Below are 20,218 nucleotides of genomic sequence, written 5' to 3'. Positions count from 1 at the left end.
TCCCGGCGGCGTGTTCTCCTCTGCGGGGAGCCCTTCCGGACGGAACGCATTGCAAACGGCAAGGAGGAATTTTTAAGGAAGATGAGAAAGCTATGGGTTTTGTTGGCGGCGTTTTTGTTGGCGGCCTCTGCCCCGGGGGCGGCCCTGGCGGACGTGGTGATCAACAGTACAAACTTCCCGGATAATGCGTTCATTGTCTTCGTTAGGGAACATGACACAAACTCAGACGGTATTTTGAGCCCCGAGGAGATTGAAGCGGCGAAGAGTATGATCGTTAAACCCGAATTTGGCGCCAAAAACCTGAAGGGGATCGAGTATTTCACGTATCTGGAGACGCTGGTTTGCAGCAACCTGGAGCTGACGTCGCTGGACTTGAGCGGGAACAAGAAGCTGACGTCGCTGCATTGCACGAACAACCTGCTGACGTCGCTGGACTTGAGCGAGAACACGGAGCTGAAGACGCTGCATTGTGAGAACAACAACGCTCTGACGTCGCTGAACGTGAGCCGGAACACGAAGCTAGAGACGTTGAATTGCACCAACAACCCGCTGACGACGCTGGACGTGAGCCGGAACACGGCGCTGACGGATCTGGCTTGCTCCGGCACCGCCCTGACGTCGCTGGACGTGAGCCAGAACACGGCGCTGACGGAGCTGGCTTGCGCCAGCAACGCTCTGACGACGCTGGACGTGAGCAAGAACACGGCGCTGAGGGAGCTGAAATGCGCCAACGACCAGCTGACGGAGCTGAACGTGAGGGCGAACACGAACCTGCTGAAGCTGGACTGCTCGGACAACCAACTGACGGCGCTGGACGTGAGCAAGAACACGGAGCTGTCAACGCTGAACTGCACCAACAACCGGCTGACGGCGCTGGACGTGAGCAAGAACACGGAGCTGTCAACGCTGAACTGCACCAACAACCGGCTGACGGCGCTGGACGTGAAGGCGAACACGAGGCTGGATGCGTTGTATTGCCAGGGAAACCGTCTCACGTTCCTCGATCTGGAGGGGCTGCCTTTGACCAGTAGTGCCACTGTGGGCGCTCAGACGCGGGACGACCTGATCCTCCAGCAGCGCGGGGACAAGTATGAGGCCAATCTCGGCACCTTCATCCCCCGGGAGGGATTCATCAAGGTGACCCGCCTCGCCGGCTTATCCGGCGGCATGTCGATCCCCGCCGTCTATGACTCCACGAGCGGCAAGGCCACCTTTGACGCCGAACCGGAGAAGGTGACGTATCGGTACGTTACCAGCAATGACAAAGCCCCCTTGATGGATGTCACCCTTATCGTAGGCAACGTGATCACGGTGTCCGTGTCCGGCCGCGGCAGGGTCACGCATCAGGGGTCCACGGAGGCGCTGTCCGGCGACGTGGTCGTCTCCAAGGGCAAAGACGCGACGTTCGTGGTCTCGGCGGACGCGGGTTACGCGATCGCTTCCCTGAGGGTCGACGACGCCCCGGTGAGCGTCCCGTTGGTAGCGACGCGTTACGAGTACACGTTCCGCAACGTGACGGAGAATCATACTTTGAGGGTCGCGTTCAAGGCCAGACCGGGCGGGTCGCCGGGCTGGCCGGGCGGGTCGCCGAGCAATCCGGGCGGGTCGCCGGATAAGCCGGACGTGCCGCCAACCTCTCCGGACGTGCCGCCCGTGAATCCTCCCGCGTCGGTCGATATCCCGGCCTCCGCGGGGCAGTGGACGGTCTTCTGGGGCACTCCCGACGCGCAGGGCAAAGTTGAAGTGACGGTCCAGGTTCCCATCAAGTCAGAGGTCCCCCTGATCGAGGGCTCGATCCGGATCGATGCCCTGGGGATCGAGGGAATCAGGATCAAACTTCTTCCCGATAGCCCGGCGGCCTCCGCTCGTGCAATGGCGCAGCAGCACAGCTACCTGCTCCAGATCACGGGCACGGTGGCCGAAAACGCCATGAACACGGCACGGATCGACGCGCTGCACTACAGGCTGGAGGGCGGCGAGGAGAAGATGGTTCGCTTGGGGACGAACGGCGACGGTATCCTGCTGAAGGACATGAAGAAGGGGACGGAGCCCCCGAAGTCGAGTTCCGGCGGCGGGTGTGCCGCGGGCCTGGGCTCGGTGGCGTTGCTGGCTCTCGTTCCCCTCTACATCCGGCGTCGGCGCTGAGCCGCTGCGCAGGACAGACGCGACAAACGCGCGGCCCCCGATACGGGGGCCGCGCGTTTTTTAGGCTCCCGGTTTTTCAGGCCCCCCTGGAAGAGGGGCTGCCCCGCAGGGGCTGAGGGGTTGTTGGGGGCGTGAAAGGCGACCCCTCCGACCCTTCGGGCCACCTCCCCTTGCAGGGGAGGCAAAAAGAAGAGGCGCACTTTTGCCCCTCGGTTTATTTGGCCCCCCTGGAAGGGGAGCTGGCGAGCTCCAAAGGAGCGAGACTGACGGCCCGTGAGCGCCAGCGAACGGCTGCTGGAAGGCTCCCCGAAGGGAGGGTGTTTTTGGAGCGCGAAAGGCGACCCCTCCCCTTAGTGGAGGCGAAAAACGCAATAAGCGAATTGTTATAATAAGGTAGCGAGGAGGTGGGGACATGGAGGACGCAGAGCGGGAGCGCAACGGTGAGCTGATCGGTCCGGCGTTGGGGCCTGTGACGGCAGGGCAAATCGAGGCGGACCTGGAGCGGGGAAAAATCTACCGCCTCAACGATCGTTTTTTTAAGTTTCTTTTTGGCCGCGAGGAGCGCAAACCCTTGTTTTTGGACCTGGTGAACGCCCTTGTGTTTCCCGACGGAAGCGCAGGCTTCACCGATTTTGAGTACGCGAACCGGGAGCTCTCCGCTGCACGCGTTGAGGGGAAGGACTGCTACCTGGACATCGTGGCCAACATGGCGGACGGGACGCAGGTGGAGGTTGAGGTGCAGGTGAGAAACTGGAACGACTACCTGCAGCGATCCGCCTACTATCTCAGCACGCTGCACGCCTCTCAGATGGGCCTGGGTGGTTCGTACCTGGATTTGAAGCGGACGGTATCGATCCACATTCTGGCGTTCAGCCTGTTTTCCGGAGAGCGTTTTCGCCGCGAGTTTTGTCTGTGCGACGTGGAGAGCGGGGAGAAGCTGAGCGACGACCTGAAGTTGATCTACCTTGAGGTTCCGAAGTACGCGAGTTATGGGACACCGCGGAATCGTCTGGAGTACTGGCTGATGTATCTTGCGGGGATGGAGGCGAAGAAGATGCCTGAGGCGATGGTGAAGGACCCGATGATCGGCGAGGCGCTGAATCTGGAGAAGCTGTTTTTGCAGAGCAGGGAGGAACGGCAGCGATACATTGTGAGCTATAAGGCAATGCGGGACGCGATGACGCGCGACGAGACGATCCGTCGAGTTGCCCGCGCCGAGGGCGAGGCAAGGGGCGAGGCAAGGGGTGAGGCCAGAGGGCTGGCAAAGGGCCTGAACGAGGGCGAGGCCAAAGGTATCGCCGCCACGGCGCGGCGGATGCTGGCGCGGGGCGTCTCGTCCGAGCAGGTGGCTGACTTCACCGGACTGTCCCCTGACGAGGTGGAGGCGCTGAGGGTCGGGATCGGAAACTGAACGCACCACTTCAGAGGCGACCCCTCCGCCTCACTTCGTTCGACACCTCCCCTTGCAGGGGAGGCGAAAAGAAAAGGCGCGCTTCAGGCCCCCGGTTTATTTGGCCCCCCTGCAAGGGGGGCTGGCGAGCTCCGAAGGAGCGAGACTGAGGGGTTGTTGTTGTACCTGGGAAGCAACCCCTCCGCCTCACTACGTTCGGCACCTCCCCTTTCAGGGGAGGCAAAAAGAAGAGGCGCGTTTTTCAGGCCCCCGGTTTATTTGGCCCCCCTGCAAGGGGGGCTGGCGAGCTCCGAAGGAGCGAGACTGAGGGGTTGTTGTTGTACCTGGGAAGCAACCCCTCCGGCCCTTCGGGCCACCTCCCCTTACAGGGGAGGCGAAAAGAAGAAGCGCGCTTTTTAGGCCCCCGGTTTATTTGGCCCCCCTGCAAGAGAGGCTGGCGAGCTCCAAAGGAGCGAGCCTGAGGGGTTGTCGTTGTACCTGGGAAGCAACCCCTCCGGCCCTTCGGGCCACCTCCCCTCAAGGGAGACGACCTCTGAGCGGACGGCTGCCGCAGTCCGCTCAGAGGCGGTCGGGGACGGGGCTCCAGCGTTGGACGACTTCGTGGTACAACCTCATCACCCCATCCGCCCTGCGCGCCAAGCGGCCAGCGCGGCCGCGCTCGCAAAGACCCCCAGCCCCAGCCAGACGGGAACGCGCCAAGGGGCCGTGTAGCCCTCCTCCTCCGCGCCGGGCTCCGGGGGCGCCCTGAAGGCCTCTCCGCCCCATGAATCGGCGATCGCCAGGGTCACCTCCAGGGCGTCCCCGTCGAACTCTCCCGCCGGCTTCCGAAAAACCTCCAACGGGGGCGGATCGTCGCACCCAAAGGCCAAAGACCAGGGGCCGGGACCCTGAGCCCGAAAGAGGACCGTCCCCGCGCTCCACCAGGTCCTCAGCAGGGGCGGCTCCTCCATGAGGGCGCTGTCGAACTCGACGCGCCAATAGCGGTCCTCCCTCAGGCGAACGGGAGCGGGGCCGTTTCGCTGCTCCGCGCCGACCCTCCCGCGCGTCAAATAGAGCTCCGCCGTCCCCACGAGGTGCCAGGGGCCCCCGGGGTCGGTCCGCGACAGACAGCGCACGCGCCGGCGTCCGGGCTCGCTCAGCAGAAGCTGAACCCTCGTGACGGGCCAGGCGCCCCCCGTGTCGTACTCCGCCGCGCGGCGATCCTTCGTCAGGGCGCCTGAAAAGTCCGCGAACCCGTCCTCCACGGCGTGACCCCACACCCGGTAGGCGCAGCTCGCCCCTCGGATGGCGAACCCCTCCCCCGCCCCACGGACCTGCAGCAGGAGGCAGCGCGTCGGGGCCCTGGGGAGCTCCAGCGCCCCTGAGCCGAGGGGGGCATCGCTCATCAGCTCCCGCCACCGCTTCAGGTCCACGCTCATCAGGACGTCGGCCCGCGCCTCCATCCCCACCCCGTCCAAGGCGAGAAGCAGCCGGTAGCGGTCCGACGGGCCCGCCGGGGAGAGCTCGGAGAGGTCCAGCAGATAGCGGCGTTCGCCTCTGCGGGCCTCCGGGACCGTCCCCTGAAGCTCGATCAGGCGGTCCCCCAGCTGGGCCTTGACGCGAAACTCCGACGGCCCGGCACCCTGCCCCGCCGGGGAGAGCTCAAAGCAGGGGACCTCCGTCTCGACGAGGACCGGAGGCCCCTGAGGGATCGGGTGGCCCGGCTCCGCTGCGAAGGGCACGGGCTCCCCCCGCGCGTCCAAGACGGCGAGGTCCTCGGTCTGCGATCGGGCCAGTCCGGCGTAGACCCCCGTCGGGAGCCTCAGCCGGCAGAGGGCGCCCTCCTTCGCCCCCGCGATCTCGAGGACGTGCGCGAAGTCCCCGCTCAGGGGCCGCGCCCAGGCCGGTCCCGCCAGACAGGCAGCCAGGGCCGCCGCCGCAAAACGGCGGGCCAAAGACCTCACAGCGCGCACTCCACGGGGAGCCCCTGAAGGCTCGCGACGCACCCGCAGTAGTTCTGGCGGTAGAGCCCCAGCTCCCGTGATATCTCCAGGGACCGGAGGAAGCCGTTCCGCTTTCGCCAGACGCGGGGCTCCCAGGTCAGCCCGCGGGACGCGGCGCAGGCCGTGCCGAGGCGGGCGATGCGCTCCACGTCCTTGTGAGGGCTGGTCGTCAGGCTGGTGCAGAGGTGCGTGCAGCCAAGGCGCACGGCGGCCTCTGCCGCGGACGCGAGCTGCATCAGGAAACACTCCGTGCAGCGCCGCCCTCCCTCCGGCTCCTCCATCAGCCCCGACCGCTCCATGTGCACGATCCAGTCCTCCGGCGCGTAAGGCCCCTCCTCCAGGGGAAGCCCCTCGTGGGCCATCAGCCGGTGGAGCGTCGTCAGCCGCCGAACGTACTCTTCGCGGGGGTGGATGTTGGAGCCGTAAAAGAAGCCCGTAACCTGCCAGCCCTCTGCCGTCAGGTCCCGCGCCGGGACGGTCGCGTCCGGAGCGCAGCAGATGTGAAGCAGGAGGCGCCGCCCTGCCGGCAGCGCCTCCTCCCGATCCGTCATCAGCGTCCTTCCCTCAGCTCCAGGAAGGATTGGGCGATGCCCTTCTCGTCCAGCCCCATGGCCGCCAGGACGGCCGCAGAGGGGCCGGAGTCGCCGTAGCGCGTCACCCCCAGGTTCCTCATCTTCGCCGAGAGGCCGTGCCGCGCCATGGCCACGGCCAGGATCGACCCCATGCCCGTATCCGCGTGGTGGTCCTCCACCGTGAGGACGCAGCCAAGCCCGCAGGCCTCCCTGAGGGCCTTCATGTCGACCGCCAGCGGGCAGGAAACGCTCCACACGGCTGCGCTGACGTTCTTCTCAGCGAGGGCCGCTGCCGCGGCCAGCGCACGCTGCGTCATCGCCCCCAGGGCGAAGATCGCGCCGTCCTTGCCGTCACGAACCTTCACGGCGCGGCCGTACTCGAACCGATAGCTCCCGCCGAAGACGGCGCCGCTCGACGGGTCGCGCACGAGGTCCACCTTGCTCCGGCCCACCGCCAGGCAGACGCTGTCCGGCGTCCCCAGCATCCAGCGGGTCACACGGTCCGTCTGCTCCGGGTCCGCGGGCACCACGAGGCGCCAGCCAAAGGTGTTGTGGAACAGCCCCACGTAGTCGATGCACTGGTGCGTCTTTCCGTCCTCTCCGACGTCAAGCCCCACGTGCGTCAGGACGGTCTTGGCCCCGGATTGGTTGATGTCGTTCAGGCGCTGCTGGTTGTAGACCTCGTCGATGCCAAAGACGCCGAAGTCCGCCCAGACCGCTGTCGTCCCCGCCGCAGCCGCCGCGCCGGCCGTCGTGGCCGTGGAGTGCTCCTGGATGCCGCACTGGATGAAGTTCTTTGGGCACTCCGCCTTGAAGTCCTTCGTCATGACGGAGGGGGCCAGGTCGCAGTCGAAGACGAGGATGGGGGTCGCTCCGGGCCTGCCGCAGTTTCGGCGGCCTACGTCCGCAAGGGCCTTTCCGAAGGCCCCGCGGTTGTCCGACCTGTTCCCCTCATAGGAGAACGGGGTGCCCAGTTCGAGATGAGGTGCCGGCGGGACGACTTTCCGTCCCTTAAAGGACGGCACGGACTTCCGCGCCTCCAAGGCCCTGGTCAGCGTCTCAGGGTCTCCGCCCAGGTCCCTCACGATCTGCTCGTAGAGCTCGGACGAGGGGGCCTTGCCGTGATAGGCAGCGGTCCCCTCCATGGCCTGCCCCTGCCTGCCCATCACCGTGCGGCAGAGCAACACGGTGGGCCGACCGCGGCGGCCCGCGTCCTTCAGCGCCAGGTAGAGCGCGTCGAAGGAGTGCCCGTCGCACTCCACCACCTCCCAGCCGTCCGCCTCCCACAGCGCCCTGAAGTTGCAGGGCATGACGTCGTCAAGGCGCCCCGAAATCTGGATGCCGTTCCAGTCTATCAGGGCCACCAGGTCCGTCAGTCCCTCCTTGACGGCAAGGCGGCGAGACTCCGCCAGCTGGCCCTTCGTCTGCCCGCCGTCCCCCATCAGCACGTAGACGCGCCCCTTGTGCCCGCGGGCGCGCTGCGCCAGGGCGAAGCCCACGCCGGCGGAGAGCCCCTGCCCCAGGTTGCCCGTCCCCCAGTCCACGCCGGGGACCTCGCGCTCCACGTGCCCCTGAAAGACGCTGCCGCACTGCCGGAAGTGGGCCATGGCCTCCCCGGCGTCGAAAAATCCCCACTCCGCCAGCGCCGCGTAGACGCCCGCCGACGTGTGCCCATGGGACACGACCACGTAATCCCGATCCAGGGCATTGCAGTTCTCCGGCGTGAGGTTTGCCGTGCCGTAGACGGTCAGGAACATCTCGATGCCTGAGAAGGCGCCGCCGGGGTGTCCGCTCGACGCCGCCGTCACCATCGTCAGGGCGCTGACGCGCGCCCGTCGGGCTGCGGCCTCAAGAGCGGCCCGATCCTCCTCGGAGAGGGAGGGGACCGGAAACCCATTCAGCTTGGGAAGGGACATAACGACATTCACTCCTTAAAAGGTTTTGACATCTTTCGGGCCGGCGACTGAGCGAGGCACCGCTGAGAGCGCCGAAAGACGCCCCCTGATTATAGCGCAAAGGGGCACAAAGTAAAAAAGGAGGAGCCCTTACGGACTCCTCCAAACCTCTCAAATGGTCGGGACGAGAGGATTCGAACCTCCGACCCCCTGCACCCCATGCAGATGCGCTAGCCAGACTGCGCTACGTCCCGAATACAGTGATTTATTTTATCGCATTTCTTCAAAAGGTCAAGATGGAAAAAATCGAAACTTGTCGTCGCTCTACGATCCTACCGCCCGACCGGAGGGCCGGCCCGCAACACGGCGACGGCTCCAACTCCCCTACTCCACGAAGAACCTCCTGATGCAGTCCGCCACGCGGCGCACGTCGTCGTCCTCCATCAGGGGGAAGATGGGCAGGGAGATGGCCCGTTTGTAGTAGCGCTCCGCCTCCGGGAAGTCCCCCTCCCGGTAGCCGAATCGCTCGCGGTAGTAGGGCTGCAGCGGCACGGGCCTGTAGTGCACCTGGAGGCGGAAGCCCTCCTCCGCCAGGCGGGCGAAGAGCGGAGCCCGCCGTTCCGCGCCCACCTGAACGACGAAGAGGTGCCAGGCGTGCCCCTCGTGGTCGGGAGGGAGCGTCAGACCGGGCACTCCGCTCAGGAGCTCGCGGTAGAGGGAGGCGATCTGGCGTCGGCGCGCGACGAAGGCGTCCAGCCGGCGCATCTGGCTGAGGCCCAGGGCGCAGGCGACGTCCGAGAGGCGGTCGTTGTAGCCCAGGGTCTGCATCTCGCTGTGCCACGGCCCGTCCGGTGCGTCCTGGAACTCCGCGGGGTCCCGCGTGATGCCGTGATTGCGGAAGAGCCGCAGCCGACGGTCGAACTCGTCGTCGTTCGTCAGGACTGCGCCGCCCTCGGCGGTGGTGATGTGCTTCACCGGATGGAAGCTCAGGGTCGTCATGTCCGCGTCGGCCCCCACCCTGCGCGGCCCCCGATCCCCGCCCAGGGCGTGGCTGGCGTCCTCGATGAGCACGGCCCCGTGCCTCTCGGCCATCCTCCGGAAGGGGGCCATGTCGAAGGGGTAGCCGGCGAAGCTCACGGGCGCGATAACCTTGATCCGGCGGGGAAGCTCCCGCATTTTGGCCTCCGCTCGAACGGGGTCCATGCACAGCGTGTCCGGGTCGATGTCCGCAAAGACCGGCTCGCCCCCTGCATAGAGCGCGGCGTTCGCCGTCGCCACGAAGGTCAGGGGCGTAGTCAGCGCGCGCTCCCCGCCCCTGAGCCCCGCGGCGGTCATGGCCCCGTGCAGCGCCGCCGTCCCGTTGGCGTAGGCCACGGCGTGCCGCACTCCCGCGTAATCGGCCAGAACCTTCTCGAAGGCCTCCACCGTCGGCCCCTGGCTCAGCCAGTCGCCCTTCAGGACCCGGACGACCTCCGCGATGTCGTCGTCGTCGATCCACTGATGCCCATAACCCATGGTCTTCAAAGTCTCATACCTCCGCAGTGAACAGGATAAGTTTTTCTCGATGGATTGAACGAAATCGTCGTGTAAACGCCGGAGACGCGCAGCCGCCCCCTCACCGCCAGACGGAGAGCCACCGGCGCCCGTAAAAGCGCCAGAGGGAGATCAGGGCGCGAAGCATCCAGTCCACGATCATGGCGCCCCAGACGGCCGTCAGGTCCCAGCCGAAACGGTGGATCAGCACCCAGATCAGGGGGACGCGCAGCACCAACATGCCGGCGACCGCGATGTACACGGGCCAGCGGACGTCCCCCGCCCCGCGAAGCACGCCGCCCAGCACGATGGTGGCGGCCAGGAAGGGCTCCGCCCACACCTCGAGGCGCAGCATCCGGGCGCTGAGGGCGATGGTCTCGGCGTCGGACGTGAAGAAGCCCGCCAGGGGGACGGCGAAGCAGTACATGGCCGCGGCGCTGAAGAGGATGACCAGGACCCCCAGGCGGGCACACCACTCGCCGGAGGCGAAGGCGCGATCCCGCTCCCCCGCCCCCAGCGACTGGGCCACGAGGGCCGTGCCGGCGATGGAGAAGCCGTAGGGCGGCAGGTAGCAGACGGCCTCCCCTGTGCTGGCCAGCTGATGGGCGGCCAGGGAGACGGTGCCGAGGCCGGAGATCATGGCCGTGCTCGCCAGGTGTCCCGAAGCGATGGAGAGCCGCTCCAGCAGCACGGGGAACGCCAGCCCGGCGGCCTGGCGGATGATGCGCCGCTCCGGCCGGAAGCTCTCGCGCAGGGCGATCTGCAGGGGGGACCGTCTCAGGAAGAGCACGCCCATCATGCAGGTCCCGGAGAAGGCCGTGGCCAGCGACGTGGCCGCAGCGGCCCCCGCCACGCCCCACCCGGCCCGCGGCAGGGTAAACTCGAGGCCCGCGAGGGAGAACGTCGCCGTCGGGTAGATCAGCATGAAGTTGCCCGCGACGTTGATGAGGTTCGTCAGGAAGTTGAACTTGAGGGGCGTGCGGCTGTCGCCGGCACAGCGCAGGACGTTGGAGCAGACGAGCACGGACAGGTTGAAGGCGTAGGACAGCCCCACGACGCGCAGGTAGGTGGCCGCCAGGGGGGTCACGCGCGAGTCCGTCCCCATCCAGACGGGCAGGTTCGGGGCGACGAAGAGCGTCACGGAGAGCGTCAGTGCCGTTCCCAGCACGCAGACGGCCAGCACCGCCTGACGGATCACCGCACGGGCCTCCTCCAGCTTCCCCTCGCCGATCCGCCGCGCCATCAGGACGGAGTACCCGACCCCCACCGCGTTCATGAGGCCACCCAGCAGCCACACCGTCGAGGTGGTCACCCCGACGGCGGCGGTGGCCTCCACGCCGACGCTGCCCACCATGGCCGTATCCACGTAGGTCACCACCGTCTGGAGCAGCTGTTCCACGATGGCGGGCCACGCCAGCGAGAGGATCAGCCGCCATATCGGGACGTCCTTGTTCAGGAGGTCCAGGGGCTCCGTCACTCAGTCCCCTCCCTGGCGGAGACGGCGGCCCAGGCGGCCAGGCACGCGCCGATCCCGATCTCGACGTCGGCGAGGTTGAAGAACAGGCCTCCCGGCACGAGGCAGGAGGAAAACGGAAGGGGTATCCAGTCCAGGACGGCTCCCAGCGTCAGCCGCTCCGCGAGGTTCACCGCGGCTCCCCCGGCCGTGATCGCCAGCCCTGCACGCACGACGCCGCCCGGCCTCCTCCACAGGAACGCGGCCCACAGCACGGCCGCAAGCACGAGGGAGGAGAGGGCCAGGGCCAGCGCAGGGCGCCCCGCCAGGAGGCCGAAGGACAGGCCCGCGTTCCTGGAGAGCCGCGCGCCGAAGCGCCGTGCCGTTGCACAGGCCAGGGGCTCCAGCAGTACGGCGAGCAGCAGGACCCCCATCAGCCGCGACCGGCGCTCAAACACGCCGTCCCTCACCGGGGACGAAGAAGCGCGACATGTCGACGCCCTCCAGGGTCAGGAGCCGCACCTTGCGATCCATCCCGCCGCCGTAGCCCACGAGGTTCCCTCCGACGCCCACGACGCGGTGGCAGGGGATGACGATGGAGATGGGGTTGTGCCCCACGGCGCCGCCCACCGCCCTGGGCGCCATCCGCCCCCGCTCGTTCCGCTCCGCCAGGATCGCGGCGATGGCGCCATACGTCGTGGTCCTTCCGTAGGGGACGTCCAGGAGGATGCGCCACACCGCGCGCTGGAACTCCGTGCCCGCCGGAGCCAGGGGAAGGTCCGCAGGGGTCGGCCTCCTCCCGTCGAAGTAGGCGTCCAGCCACCCGCGCAGGGCGGCGAGGACGGGAAGGCCTTCATCCGCCGCGTCCCCCGGCCTCGCCTCAACGGGGTCCATGAAGAGCCCGACCAGGCTCTCTCCGTCGCTCATCGCGGTCAGCGTCCCCAGCGGGGACTCGTATTCCATCCTGTAGAGCATATCCCAAAACGCCTCCTCATCCTCGCATCTGAAATCGACAGGCCTATCATACGCCCAATCGGCGATAAGAAAAAGGCCGTCGGGAGATTTGGATGCAGAAAGGGGGCGGCCCCTGCCGTCCCCTTGAAGGTTCCGCCCCGCGGGTCCGCCCTACCGACTGCGCGGCGCGTCCGGCCTCCGGCCTGCGGGCGGCTTCGCCGTGATCTTCTGCCAGAGGGAGATGTACTGCTCGTTCAGGAACGCCGGATAGTCCTGGTTCAGGGGCGGCCGGGCGAAGCTGAAGACCTCCGTTCGGCCTCCGAGAAAGCTCCGCAGGTTGCGCGGCGTCCCTCCGTCCATCACGAGGACGACGCCCTGGGCGATCCTCTCCTCCAAAAACTCCTGAAGCTGTTTGGGGCTGGCCCGACTCCAGCTGTCGAGCAGGTGGAGGTCCGGTCGCTCCATGCGGCACCCGGCGGCCCGAAGCAGCGCGCTGCTGGCTCCGCTGAGGTCGCAGACCCGCACGTCCCGCAGCACCTGCCGTCCGGCCAGGACGGAGCTCGACAGCCGGGCTTGAAACTCCGCGAGGCGACGTTGGTAGTACAGGTAGTTCTGAGGGTCCCAGTCCGCCAGCACCGTCAGCACCCTCTGGGCGACGAAGGGCATCACGGAGGGGTCCGGCAGCGAGGCGTCCCAGCGCTCCGGGGGGATGGGGAAGGGGTTGTAGAGCGTCCGCAGGTTTCCGTAGGCGCCGACCTTCAATCCCGCCCCCGTGAGGTCCGCGGAGTCCAACGCGACGATGCGGGCGTCGGTCGGCAGGTTCCGCAGCGCCCGACCACCCTCGGCGCGAATGGAGTCCCCCGCGTCGTTCCAGATCAGGAGGGGCTTGACGGCGACGTTGGGGCCACCCAGGAAGGAGACGATCAGGGCGATCCAGGGCTGCGTCACGGCGATGGGCAGCTCGTCCGCCAGGGCGGCGCGCGCGGGGAGCGACAGGAGGAAGAGCGCCGCCGCGAGGACGAGGGGGCGCCCCCTCATTCGCCGACCTCCAGGCTCATGAGGTCCTCGAGTACCCGCTCCGCTGCATCGGACTCCGCGCCCTTGCGCGTGCTGCCGCAGGCGGTGTGCTCGACGCCGTTCACCCTGAGCCGAACGCGAAAGGACGGCGCGTGGGAGGGGCCGGTGACGGAGACCAGCTCGTAGGTCGGCAGGGGGATCCTGCGGGCCTGAAGCCACGTCTGAAGCCTCGACTTGGGGCTGACGTCCGTCTCGGCTCGCACCTCTGCCTCCTGCAGGAACAGCCGTCCGATCACGCCCTCCGCCGCCTGCACGCCGCCGTCCAGGCAGACCGCGCCCAGAAGGGCCTCCACCGCGTCCTCGCACATCGAGGTGGGAAGCGCCTCGTCCCTCACGGAGTGTCCGTGCAGGATCAGGGGCGGAAGGTTCAGCTCCCGCGCGCGGTCCCGAAGGGAGCGGCCGCAGACGAGTTCCGCGCGCTTCTGCGTCAGGTCGCCTTCCCTGGCCTCCGGATAGAGCCGGTAGAGGGCGCGGGCCACGACAAAGCCCAGCACGGAGTCCCCCAGGAACTCCAGCCGCTCGTTGCTGACGGCCAGCCCGTGCTCGTTGGCGAAGGAGGCGTGGCACAGCGCTTCCTCCAGGAGCCCCTCGTCGCGAAAGGAGTACCCCAGGGCGGCCTGCAGCGCCGCGAGGTCGCGCCCCTCTATGCGCGCCCTTTCCTGCTCGGAGAGGGCGGCGTCAAGGATATCCCTCAGGAGCGCGCTCCCCGGCATCACTCGCAGCGCTGAAACGCCAGGACGCCGTTGTGCCCGCCAAAGCCGAAGCTGTTCACCAGAAGCCGGTCCACCTTCCGCTCGACGCCCCTGCCCGTGGACAGGGTGATGTCGCACTCCGGGTCCGGCGTCGTGTAGTTCAGGGTCGGGTGGATGTAGTTCTCCTCGATGGCCTGCAGGGAGGCGATGACCTCGAGGCCTCCCGCCGCGCCGAGGCAGTGCCCGATCATGGACTTCGTGGACGTCACCGTCACGTCCTTCGCGCGCTCCCCAAAGACCTTGTGGATCATGAAGGACTCCATCTTGTCGTTCAGCCCCGTGGAGGTGCCGTGCGCGTTGACGTAGTCCACCTGCTCCGGCCGCCAGCCCGCCATCTTCATGGCGTGCCGCGTGGCGTAGGCGGCGCCCTCCGCCTCCGGGTCCGGCGCCGTGATGTGGCCGGCATCGCAGGAGGTGCCGTAGCCGACGAGTTCGCCGTAGATGTGGGCACCGCGCGCCTTTGCGTGCTCCAGCTCCTCCAGCACCACGACTCCGGCCCCCTCCCCCATCACGAAGCCGTCCCGGTCCCTGTCAAAGGGCCGGCTGGCCGTCTCCGGGGAATCCATGCGGGTGGAGAGGGCCTTCATCGCGGCAAAGCCCGCGATGCTGATGGTGCGCAGCGCGGCCTCCGTCCCCCCCGCGACGATCACGTCCGCGTCGTCGCGCACGATGGTGTGATAGGCCTCCCCCATGCTGTGCAGTGACGTGGCGCAGGCCGTGACGACGCACAGGTTCGGGCCCTTGGCGCCCAGGACGATCGCCACGTAGGCCGTGGACATGTTGCTGATCATCATGGGGATGAAGTAGGGGCTGACCCGCCGGGAGCCCTTGGTCAGCATGGTGTTGAAGTTGTTGAAGGACGTCTCGATCCCGCCCTGGCCGGTGCCGATGTAGACGCCGAGGCGATAGGGGTCCATGGCGCTCGTGTCCAGCTTCGCGTCCTCCACGGCCATCCTGGCCGCGGCCACGGCGAACTGGATGACGCGGTCGGACCGTTTGGCCTCCTTGCCCGGCATCCAGAGGGTGGGGTCGAAGTCCTTGATCTCGGCGCCAAACGTCACGGGACAGTCCCCCAGGTCGAACGTCGTGATGGGGCCGATGCCGTTCTTCCCCTCCCGAAGCGCCTTCCAGTAGGCGTCCTTACCCAGGGCGATGGGGCTGACGGGGCCGAGGCCCGTCACGACCACTCTTCTCGTTGCGCTCATTGCGCGATCACTCCTGCTCTATGCTCGATATTCTTCCCTGCCTGCGCTGTCTCCAGCCGGGGAAGCCGTCTTCTTCGTTCGGCCCCCTCGCGGGGGCCGCCAATGGACACGAAGGGGGAAGGACTTCGCCCTCCCCCCATCCGACACAAAAGGCCTACTCCTCGACGCCGATCTTGCCCAGCGTGTAATTCATAGCCTCGCCGACCGAGGTCAGCTTCTCGGCGTCCTCATCGGGGATCTCGATATCGAACTCCTCCTCGATGCCCATGATCAGCTCCACAATGTCCAGGGAGTCCGCTCCAAGATCCTCGACGAACGTCGCCTCCGGAACGATCTGATCCTCCTCAACATCCAGGCGGTCCGTGATGATCTCCTTCAGCCTGGCCAGAACCTCTTCCTTCTTCATCCAGCTCACCTCCCCCCGTAAAACCGATTGCTGTATATCTAACACATCGTCATGCCGCCGTCAACTGCCAAAACCTGCCCTGTGATGTACGAGCTTCCCTCCGAGGCAAAAAACGCGGCGGCACGGGCCACATCATCGGGCGTCCCGATGGCCCCCATCGGGATCTGCGTGGTGATCGCGGCCTTGACGTCCTCCTTGAGGACCGCCGTCATGCTGGTGTCGATAAAGCCCGGCGCGATGGCGTTGACCGTGATGCCGCGCACGGCGTACTCCCGCGCCACGGACTTCGTGAAGCCGATGAGCCCCGCCTTCGAGGCACTGTAGTTCGCCTGTCCCGCGTTGCCGATGAGCCCCACCACCGAGGCCAGGTTGATGATGCGGCCCCAGCGGGCCCGCGCCATGTCGCGGACGGCCTCCTTCGTGCAGTAGAACACCGAACTCAGGTTCGCGGCGATCACGGCGTCCCAGTCATCGGGCTTCATCCGGACCAGGAGCCCGTCACGGGTGATGCCGGCGTTGTTCACCAGCACCTCGACGGGCCCCATGGCCTCCCGGACGGCCTTGAACAGGGCCTCCGCCTGTGCGCGGTCCGAGACGTCCGCGCCGAAGGTCTCCGCGCGGACGCCCAGAGCGGACGCCGCGCGGGCGGTCTCGTCCGCCGCGTCGGCGCTCTTTGCGTAGTTCACCGCCACGTCGCAGCCGTTCCGCGCAAGCTCCAGGACGATCGCGCGGCCAATGCCCCGCCCCCCTCCTGTGACGAGGGCCACCCGGCGCGCCATCACGCGCCCTCCCGCAGGGCCGTGGCCATGGCTTCAAGCGCCTCCGGCTCGCCGGCCGCCATCTGCTTCAGCCCCTTGCGGCACCGCTTGATCAGCCCGCAAAGGACCTCGCCGGGCCCCAGCTCCAGGAACGTGTCCACGCCGTAATCCACCATGTAGAGCACGGAGCTCTCCCACAGCACGGGGCTGAAGGTCTGCTCGTAAAGCGCGTCCCGAATCTCCTCAGCCGAAACGACGGCGCTCGCGCTGACGTTGGCCACGATGGGCCATTTCGGTTCGGCCCAGGAACAGCGCTCGAACTCCTCCTTCAGCTTCTCCGCCGCGGGGAGCATCAGGCGGCTGTGGAAGGGCGCGCTGACGTTCAGCATCACGGTCTTGCGGGCCCCTTTGGCCTTGGCGGCCGCGGCAGCCTTCTCCACGAACTCCTTGACGCCGGAGATCACCACCTGCCCCGGCGAGTTGAAGTTCGCCGCCTGGCACTCGCCTCCGGGCGCCGCTTCCGCGCACAGGGCCTTCACCTCGTCCGACCCCAGGCCCAGGATGGCCGCCATGGCGCCAACGCCTTCGGGCGCGGCCTCCTGCATCCACCGGCCGCGCTTGTTCACCAGCCGGACGGCGTCGCTGAAGGACAGAACCCCCGCAGCGACCAGGGCCGTGTACTCGCCCAGGCTGTGCCCCGCCCCACAGGCGGGCTTCAGCGCCACGCCCATCTCCTTCTCCAGGACGGAGAGGGCCGCGACGCTCACCGTCATGATGGCGGGCTGGGCGTTGGCTGTCAGGGTCAGCTCCCCCTCCGGCCCCTCAAAGATCAGCTTCGTCAGGTGTGCGGACAGGGCGTCGTCGGCCTCGTCAAAGACCGCCTTCGCGGAGGGAAAGGCCCTGTAGAGCTCCTGGCCCATCCCCACCTGCTGCGCCCCCTGACCGGGGAAACAAAGTGCGTACTTCATCTATAACACCGCCTCCTCGCATTGCCCTGCGGCGCCATGGCGCGCGGGGTAACTTGAAGTCCCTGGTCCTCGAAATCCTCTACTCCGCGCCCGCTGCGTCCCGGATGCCGTGCAGGACCCTCCGGGCCTCGTCGAACAGGCCCCGCACGATCTCCCGCGCGGGCAGGACATCGTTCACCATCGCGGCGCTCTGGCCGGACATCAGGGAGCCCCACTCCGTGTCGCCGTCCACGACGGCCGCCCGGAGCTTTCCCATCCCCAGCTTCTCGATCTCCTCCGCGGGCGCGCCCTCGGCCTCCAGCCTCTCGAATTCGGCCGTCAGCCTGTTGCGCAGACAGCGCACAGGGTGTCCCAGGCTCTGACCCGTGACCGCCGTGCTGCGGTCCCGCGCGTCGATCACCGCCTGCTTGTAGTTGGGGTGTACCGTACACTCCGAGCAGCAGATGAAGCGGGTGCCCAGCTGAACGCCCTCCGCCCCCAGGGCGAACGCCGCAGCCACGCCGCGGCCGTCCGCGATGCCCCCTGCGGCGATGACGGGAATCTTCACCGCGCTTGCGATCTGCGGCGTCAGCACCATCGTCGTCAACTCGCCGATGTGCCCTCCGGCTTCCGTCCCCTCGGCCACCACGGCGTCCGCGCCCTGCTTCTCCGCCCGCTTCGCCTGGGCCACCGAGGCGATCACCGGGATGACGATGGTGCCCAGAGGCTTCAGCCTCTCCAGGACCTTTCCGGGGCTGCCCGCCCCCGTCGCGACGATGCGCAGGCGGTGCTTCGCCGCCAGCTCAAGGGCGTCCGGCGCCGTCGGGGACATCAGCATGATGTTGAGCCCAAAGGGCTTGTCCGTCAGGCTCCTGGCCTTCAGTATCTCCTGCTCCAGCACCTCCGCGGGCGACGCGCCGGCCGCGATGAGCCCCACGCCTCCGGCGTTGCTCACGGCTGCCGCCAGGCTGGCGTTGGCCACCCACGCCATACCGCCCTGAATCAACGGGTACTCCGTCCCCAGCAGCTCACAAACTCGATTGTTCCTGATCATAAACGTCACCTCAATATTCAGCCTGGCCCTGCGCTCCCCTTGACTCCCCCTGAGGCCCCGCTCCGGTGTCCAGCTCCGCTCGAATCTGCCCCACCCCGTCCTCCTCGATGAACCGGCGGGCCGCGGAGATGGCACCCTTGATGGCGGGCGCTCTGGAGCGGCCGTGGGCCTTGATCACGACCCCCTTCACCCCCAGAAGTGGCGTGCCGCCGTACTTTTCGTAGTTAAAGCGCGACCACAGCGACTTCACCATGGGGATCATGAAGAGCATCCCGACCTTGGGCAGGATGCGGCGCCCCATCTCCTGGGAGATGATGGACTTCGCCCCGTACATCAGCCCCTCGCCGAACTTCAGGACGACGTTCCCCATGAAGCCGTCGCAGACGACGACGTCCGATCGGCCCCAGGCGATGTCGTCGCCCTCCGTGTAGCCCATGAAGTTCAGCCGGCTCTTCGACAGGAGCTCCCGCGCCCCGGAGACGGACTCGTCCCCCTTGATCTCCTCCGTGCCGTTCGACAGGAGCCGGACCTCAGGGGCCTCCACCTTCATGATCCTCTCTGCGTACACGCTGCCCATCAGCGCGAACTGATAGAGGTTCACGGGCTTGCAGCGCACCGTGGCGCCCACGTCCAGCAGGAAGGTCCAGCGCTCGATGGTGGGCAGCGGCGCCCCAAGCGCCGGACGGTCGATCCCCGGCAGGCGTCCCACCACCAGCACACCCCCCGCCACGATGGCCCCCGTGTTGCCGGCGGAGACGCAGCTCTGCGCCTCCCCGCTCCGCACCATCTCCATGGCGACCCGCAGGCTCGAGTTCCGCTTGCGGCGGATGGCCGCCGAGGGGTGCTCGTCCATCCCGATCACCTCGTCGGCGTGCCGGATACTTATCCGCGACCGCACCGCCGCAGGAGAGGCCTCCACCAGGGGGAGCAGCCTCTCCCGATCCCCCGTCAGGACGACCTCCAGGTCCTCGAACGCTGCACAGGCCTGGGCTGCCCCCTCGCATATCGCCTGAGGGGCGTTGTCCCCCCCCATCGCATCCACTGCTATGGTCATCTTCTTCATTCAGGCATTGTCCTCTCAAGCTGTCTGGCCGCTCCGCGGAGCAAGCGCCGTCCCCGCGCGCTCATCTCAACACCTCAACGATGAAGCGGCCGACGAAGATCTCCTTGTCGCCCACCCGGGTGCGGACGCTGACGATGCGGCGCCCCTCGCGGTTCACTCCCACCTTCGCGCGGGCGATGAGCGTGTCGCCCACGTGGGCGTGCCCCTTGTACTCACCCCGCATTGAGTCCACGATGACGACCGCGGACTCAATGACCGCCACGGCGATGGAGCTGGCCTGAGAATAGATGTAGTGGTCCCAAACGATGTTCGTGAAGCGAAAGGCCATGTCCCGCGCCGTGCGCAGGACGGACAGGGCCCACCGGTTCGGCTCAAGCTCCAGGAGGTCGCCCACGATCTCGCTCGGGTTGAGGGAGCGAAGCCGGCTGCTCGCCCGCTCCGCCATGGAGCGCACGCGCTTCCGCAGCTCCGGCACCCCCATCATGGCGCGGTCCAGACGCACCGTGCCCAGGCTCACGCCAAGGGACGCGGCCAGCTCCTGATCCGTGGTCATGGGGTTGGCCTCCAGGATCGCCGAAAGACGCTCCTGCCGAAGCTTTCTCGACGTCTCCACCGTTCTCCCGGAACTGATCGCAAACACCTCCCCTTCGCAACGCCGTCCATCCATCCTGGAATGGTCCGCAGACCACTCCGTAATTTAGCACCTGGTACTAACATCTGCTTTTAAAAGAAGTATAGGGGGTACGTCCTACGGCGTCAAGGGGGGAGTTCATCCCTCAATCTACAGGTTGAGCGATACCTCACACTCCATTTTTCACCCTGTCATATTAGCGCATACAATACTCACGGTGCTTTTCCTGCAATTTATTGACGAGCAAGTTTTAAAACTATAGTAGAATCTCTTAAGGTTATCTTTTATGCAGCGGAGGAAGAAGCGTTGGATTGTCAATCCTAGCGGCTGTAGCATGTTATAAATAGCCAGTAAGATAAAATTGGGATTTATGGAGGTTA

18 protein-coding genes and 1 tRNA gene are annotated in these 20,218 nt (G+C 67.0%); 2 read left to right on the top strand and 17 right to left on the bottom strand.

The features are described 5' to 3' along the window. The first annotated feature begins 81 nt into the window (after positions 1–81). Together ACK28C_RS08995 and ACK28C_RS08990 are read left to right on the top strand one after the other, a co-directional pair. The gene (locus tag ACK28C_RS08995; protein ID WP_208873868.1) at positions 82–2,145 is read left to right on the top strand and encodes a Synerg-CTERM sorting domain-containing protein; all 2,064 of its coding nucleotides are present in this window, start codon (positions 82–84) and stop codon (positions 2,143–2,145) included. Positions 2,146–2,557: 412 nt separating this feature from the next. Next, positions 2,558–3,556, top strand: a complete 999-nt coding sequence (locus tag ACK28C_RS08990; protein ID WP_015556175.1) for an Rpn family recombination-promoting nuclease/putative transposase — start codon at positions 2,558–2,560, stop codon at positions 3,554–3,556. Between the two features lie 614 nt (positions 3,557–4,170). Here ACK28C_RS08990 and ACK28C_RS08985 read toward each other — a convergent pair. From ACK28C_RS08985 to fapR, 17 genes are all read right to left on the bottom strand, one after another. Beyond that, positions 4,171–5,499, bottom strand: a complete 1,329-nt coding sequence (locus ACK28C_RS08985; RefSeq protein ID WP_208872675.1) for a DUF3999 family protein — start codon at positions 5,497–5,499, stop codon at positions 4,171–4,173. Then, on the bottom strand, positions 5,496–6,089 hold the full coding sequence (locus tag ACK28C_RS08980) for an epoxyqueuosine reductase QueH (protein ID WP_015556176.1): 594 nt from the start codon (positions 6,087–6,089) through the stop codon (positions 5,496–5,498). The genes ACK28C_RS08985 and ACK28C_RS08980 overlap by 4 nt, the downstream gene beginning before the upstream one ends. Continuing rightward, on the bottom strand, positions 6,089–8,026 hold the full coding sequence (locus tag ACK28C_RS08975) for a transketolase (protein WP_409152076.1): 1,938 nt from the start codon (positions 8,024–8,026) through the stop codon (positions 6,089–6,091). Before ACK28C_RS08975 ends, ACK28C_RS08980 begins: the two co-directional genes overlap by 1 nt. 155 nt (positions 8,027–8,181) lie before the next feature. Continuing rightward, a tRNA-Pro gene (locus tag ACK28C_RS08970) sits at positions 8,182–8,259 on the bottom strand. 130 nt (positions 8,260–8,389) lie between these two features. After that, complete coding sequence (gene pseC, locus ACK28C_RS08965; RefSeq protein ID WP_208873964.1) at positions 8,390–9,520, bottom strand: UDP-4-amino-4,6-dideoxy-N-acetyl-beta-L-altrosamine transaminase; 1,131 nt, start codon at positions 9,518–9,520, stop codon at positions 8,390–8,392. Positions 9,521–9,620: 100 nt separating this feature from the next. Beyond that, positions 9,621–11,015 carry an MATE family efflux transporter gene (locus ACK28C_RS08960; protein ID WP_208872676.1) on the bottom strand — a complete coding sequence of 465 codons (1,395 nt, stop codon included), beginning with the start codon at positions 11,013–11,015 and terminating at the stop codon, positions 9,621–9,623. Then, positions 11,012–11,461 carry a signal peptidase II gene (locus tag ACK28C_RS08955; RefSeq protein WP_208872677.1) on the bottom strand — a complete coding sequence of 150 codons (450 nt, stop codon included), beginning with the start codon at positions 11,459–11,461 and terminating at the stop codon, positions 11,012–11,014. Before ACK28C_RS08955 ends, ACK28C_RS08960 begins: the two co-directional genes overlap by 4 nt. Continuing rightward, positions 11,442–11,966, bottom strand: coding sequence for a methylated-DNA--[protein]-cysteine S-methyltransferase (locus ACK28C_RS08950; RefSeq protein ID WP_015556178.1), 525 nt, complete (start codon positions 11,964–11,966; stop codon positions 11,442–11,444). The genes ACK28C_RS08955 and ACK28C_RS08950 overlap by 20 nt, the downstream gene beginning before the upstream one ends. A 150-nt stretch (positions 11,967–12,116) precedes the next feature. After that, positions 12,117–12,983 (bottom strand): hypothetical protein, encoded by an 867-nt coding sequence (locus ACK28C_RS08945; RefSeq protein ID WP_015556179.1) that lies wholly within the window; start codon positions 12,981–12,983, stop codon positions 12,117–12,119. Next, the gene (rnc, locus tag ACK28C_RS08940; protein WP_015556180.1) at positions 12,980–13,735 is read right to left on the bottom strand and encodes a ribonuclease III; all 756 of its coding nucleotides are present in this window, start codon (positions 13,733–13,735) and stop codon (positions 12,980–12,982) included. The genes ACK28C_RS08945 and rnc overlap by 4 nt, the downstream gene beginning before the upstream one ends. Next, positions 13,735–14,979: a beta-ketoacyl-ACP synthase II gene (gene fabF, locus ACK28C_RS08935; RefSeq protein ID WP_015556181.1), complete on the bottom strand. Its 1,245-nt coding sequence runs from the start codon at positions 14,977–14,979 to the stop codon at positions 13,735–13,737. Before fabF ends, rnc begins: the two co-directional genes overlap by 1 nt. A 154-nt stretch (positions 14,980–15,133) precedes the next feature. Continuing rightward, entirely contained in the window at positions 15,134–15,385 is a 252-nt protein-coding gene (gene acpP, locus ACK28C_RS08930) for an acyl carrier protein (RefSeq protein ID WP_015556182.1), read from the bottom strand. Between the two features lie 38 nt (positions 15,386–15,423). Beyond that, positions 15,424–16,164 (bottom strand): 3-oxoacyl-[acyl-carrier-protein] reductase, encoded by a 741-nt coding sequence (gene fabG / locus ACK28C_RS08925; protein ID WP_015556183.1) that lies wholly within the window; start codon positions 16,162–16,164, stop codon positions 15,424–15,426. Then, positions 16,164–17,111, bottom strand: a complete 948-nt coding sequence (gene fabD, locus ACK28C_RS08920; RefSeq protein ID WP_015556184.1) for an ACP S-malonyltransferase — start codon at positions 17,109–17,111, stop codon at positions 16,164–16,166. The genes fabG and fabD overlap by 1 nt, the downstream gene beginning before the upstream one ends. Before the next feature lie 79 nt (positions 17,112–17,190). Next, positions 17,191–18,144 carry a nitronate monooxygenase gene (locus tag ACK28C_RS08915; protein WP_015556185.1) on the bottom strand — a complete coding sequence of 318 codons (954 nt, stop codon included), beginning with the start codon at positions 18,142–18,144 and terminating at the stop codon, positions 17,191–17,193. Positions 18,145–18,154: 10 nt separating this feature from the next. After that, on the bottom strand, positions 18,155–19,198 hold the full coding sequence (gene plsX, locus ACK28C_RS08910) for a phosphate acyltransferase PlsX (RefSeq protein WP_208873965.1): 1,044 nt from the start codon (positions 19,196–19,198) through the stop codon (positions 18,155–18,157). Between the two features lie 70 nt (positions 19,199–19,268). After that, positions 19,269–19,820 carry a transcription factor FapR gene (gene fapR, locus ACK28C_RS08905; protein WP_279369715.1) on the bottom strand — a complete coding sequence of 184 codons (552 nt, stop codon included), beginning with the start codon at positions 19,818–19,820 and terminating at the stop codon, positions 19,269–19,271. Between the last annotated feature and the right edge of the window lie 398 nt (positions 19,821–20,218).

Source organism: Fretibacterium fastidiosum, assembly GCF_964642095.1.
GTDB classification, from domain to species: Bacteria; Synergistota; Synergistia; order Synergistales; family Aminobacteriaceae; genus Fretibacterium; species Fretibacterium fastidiosum.
Note: the sequence above shows the minus strand (reverse complement) of the source record. Positions and strands in the feature narration are given on the sequence as shown.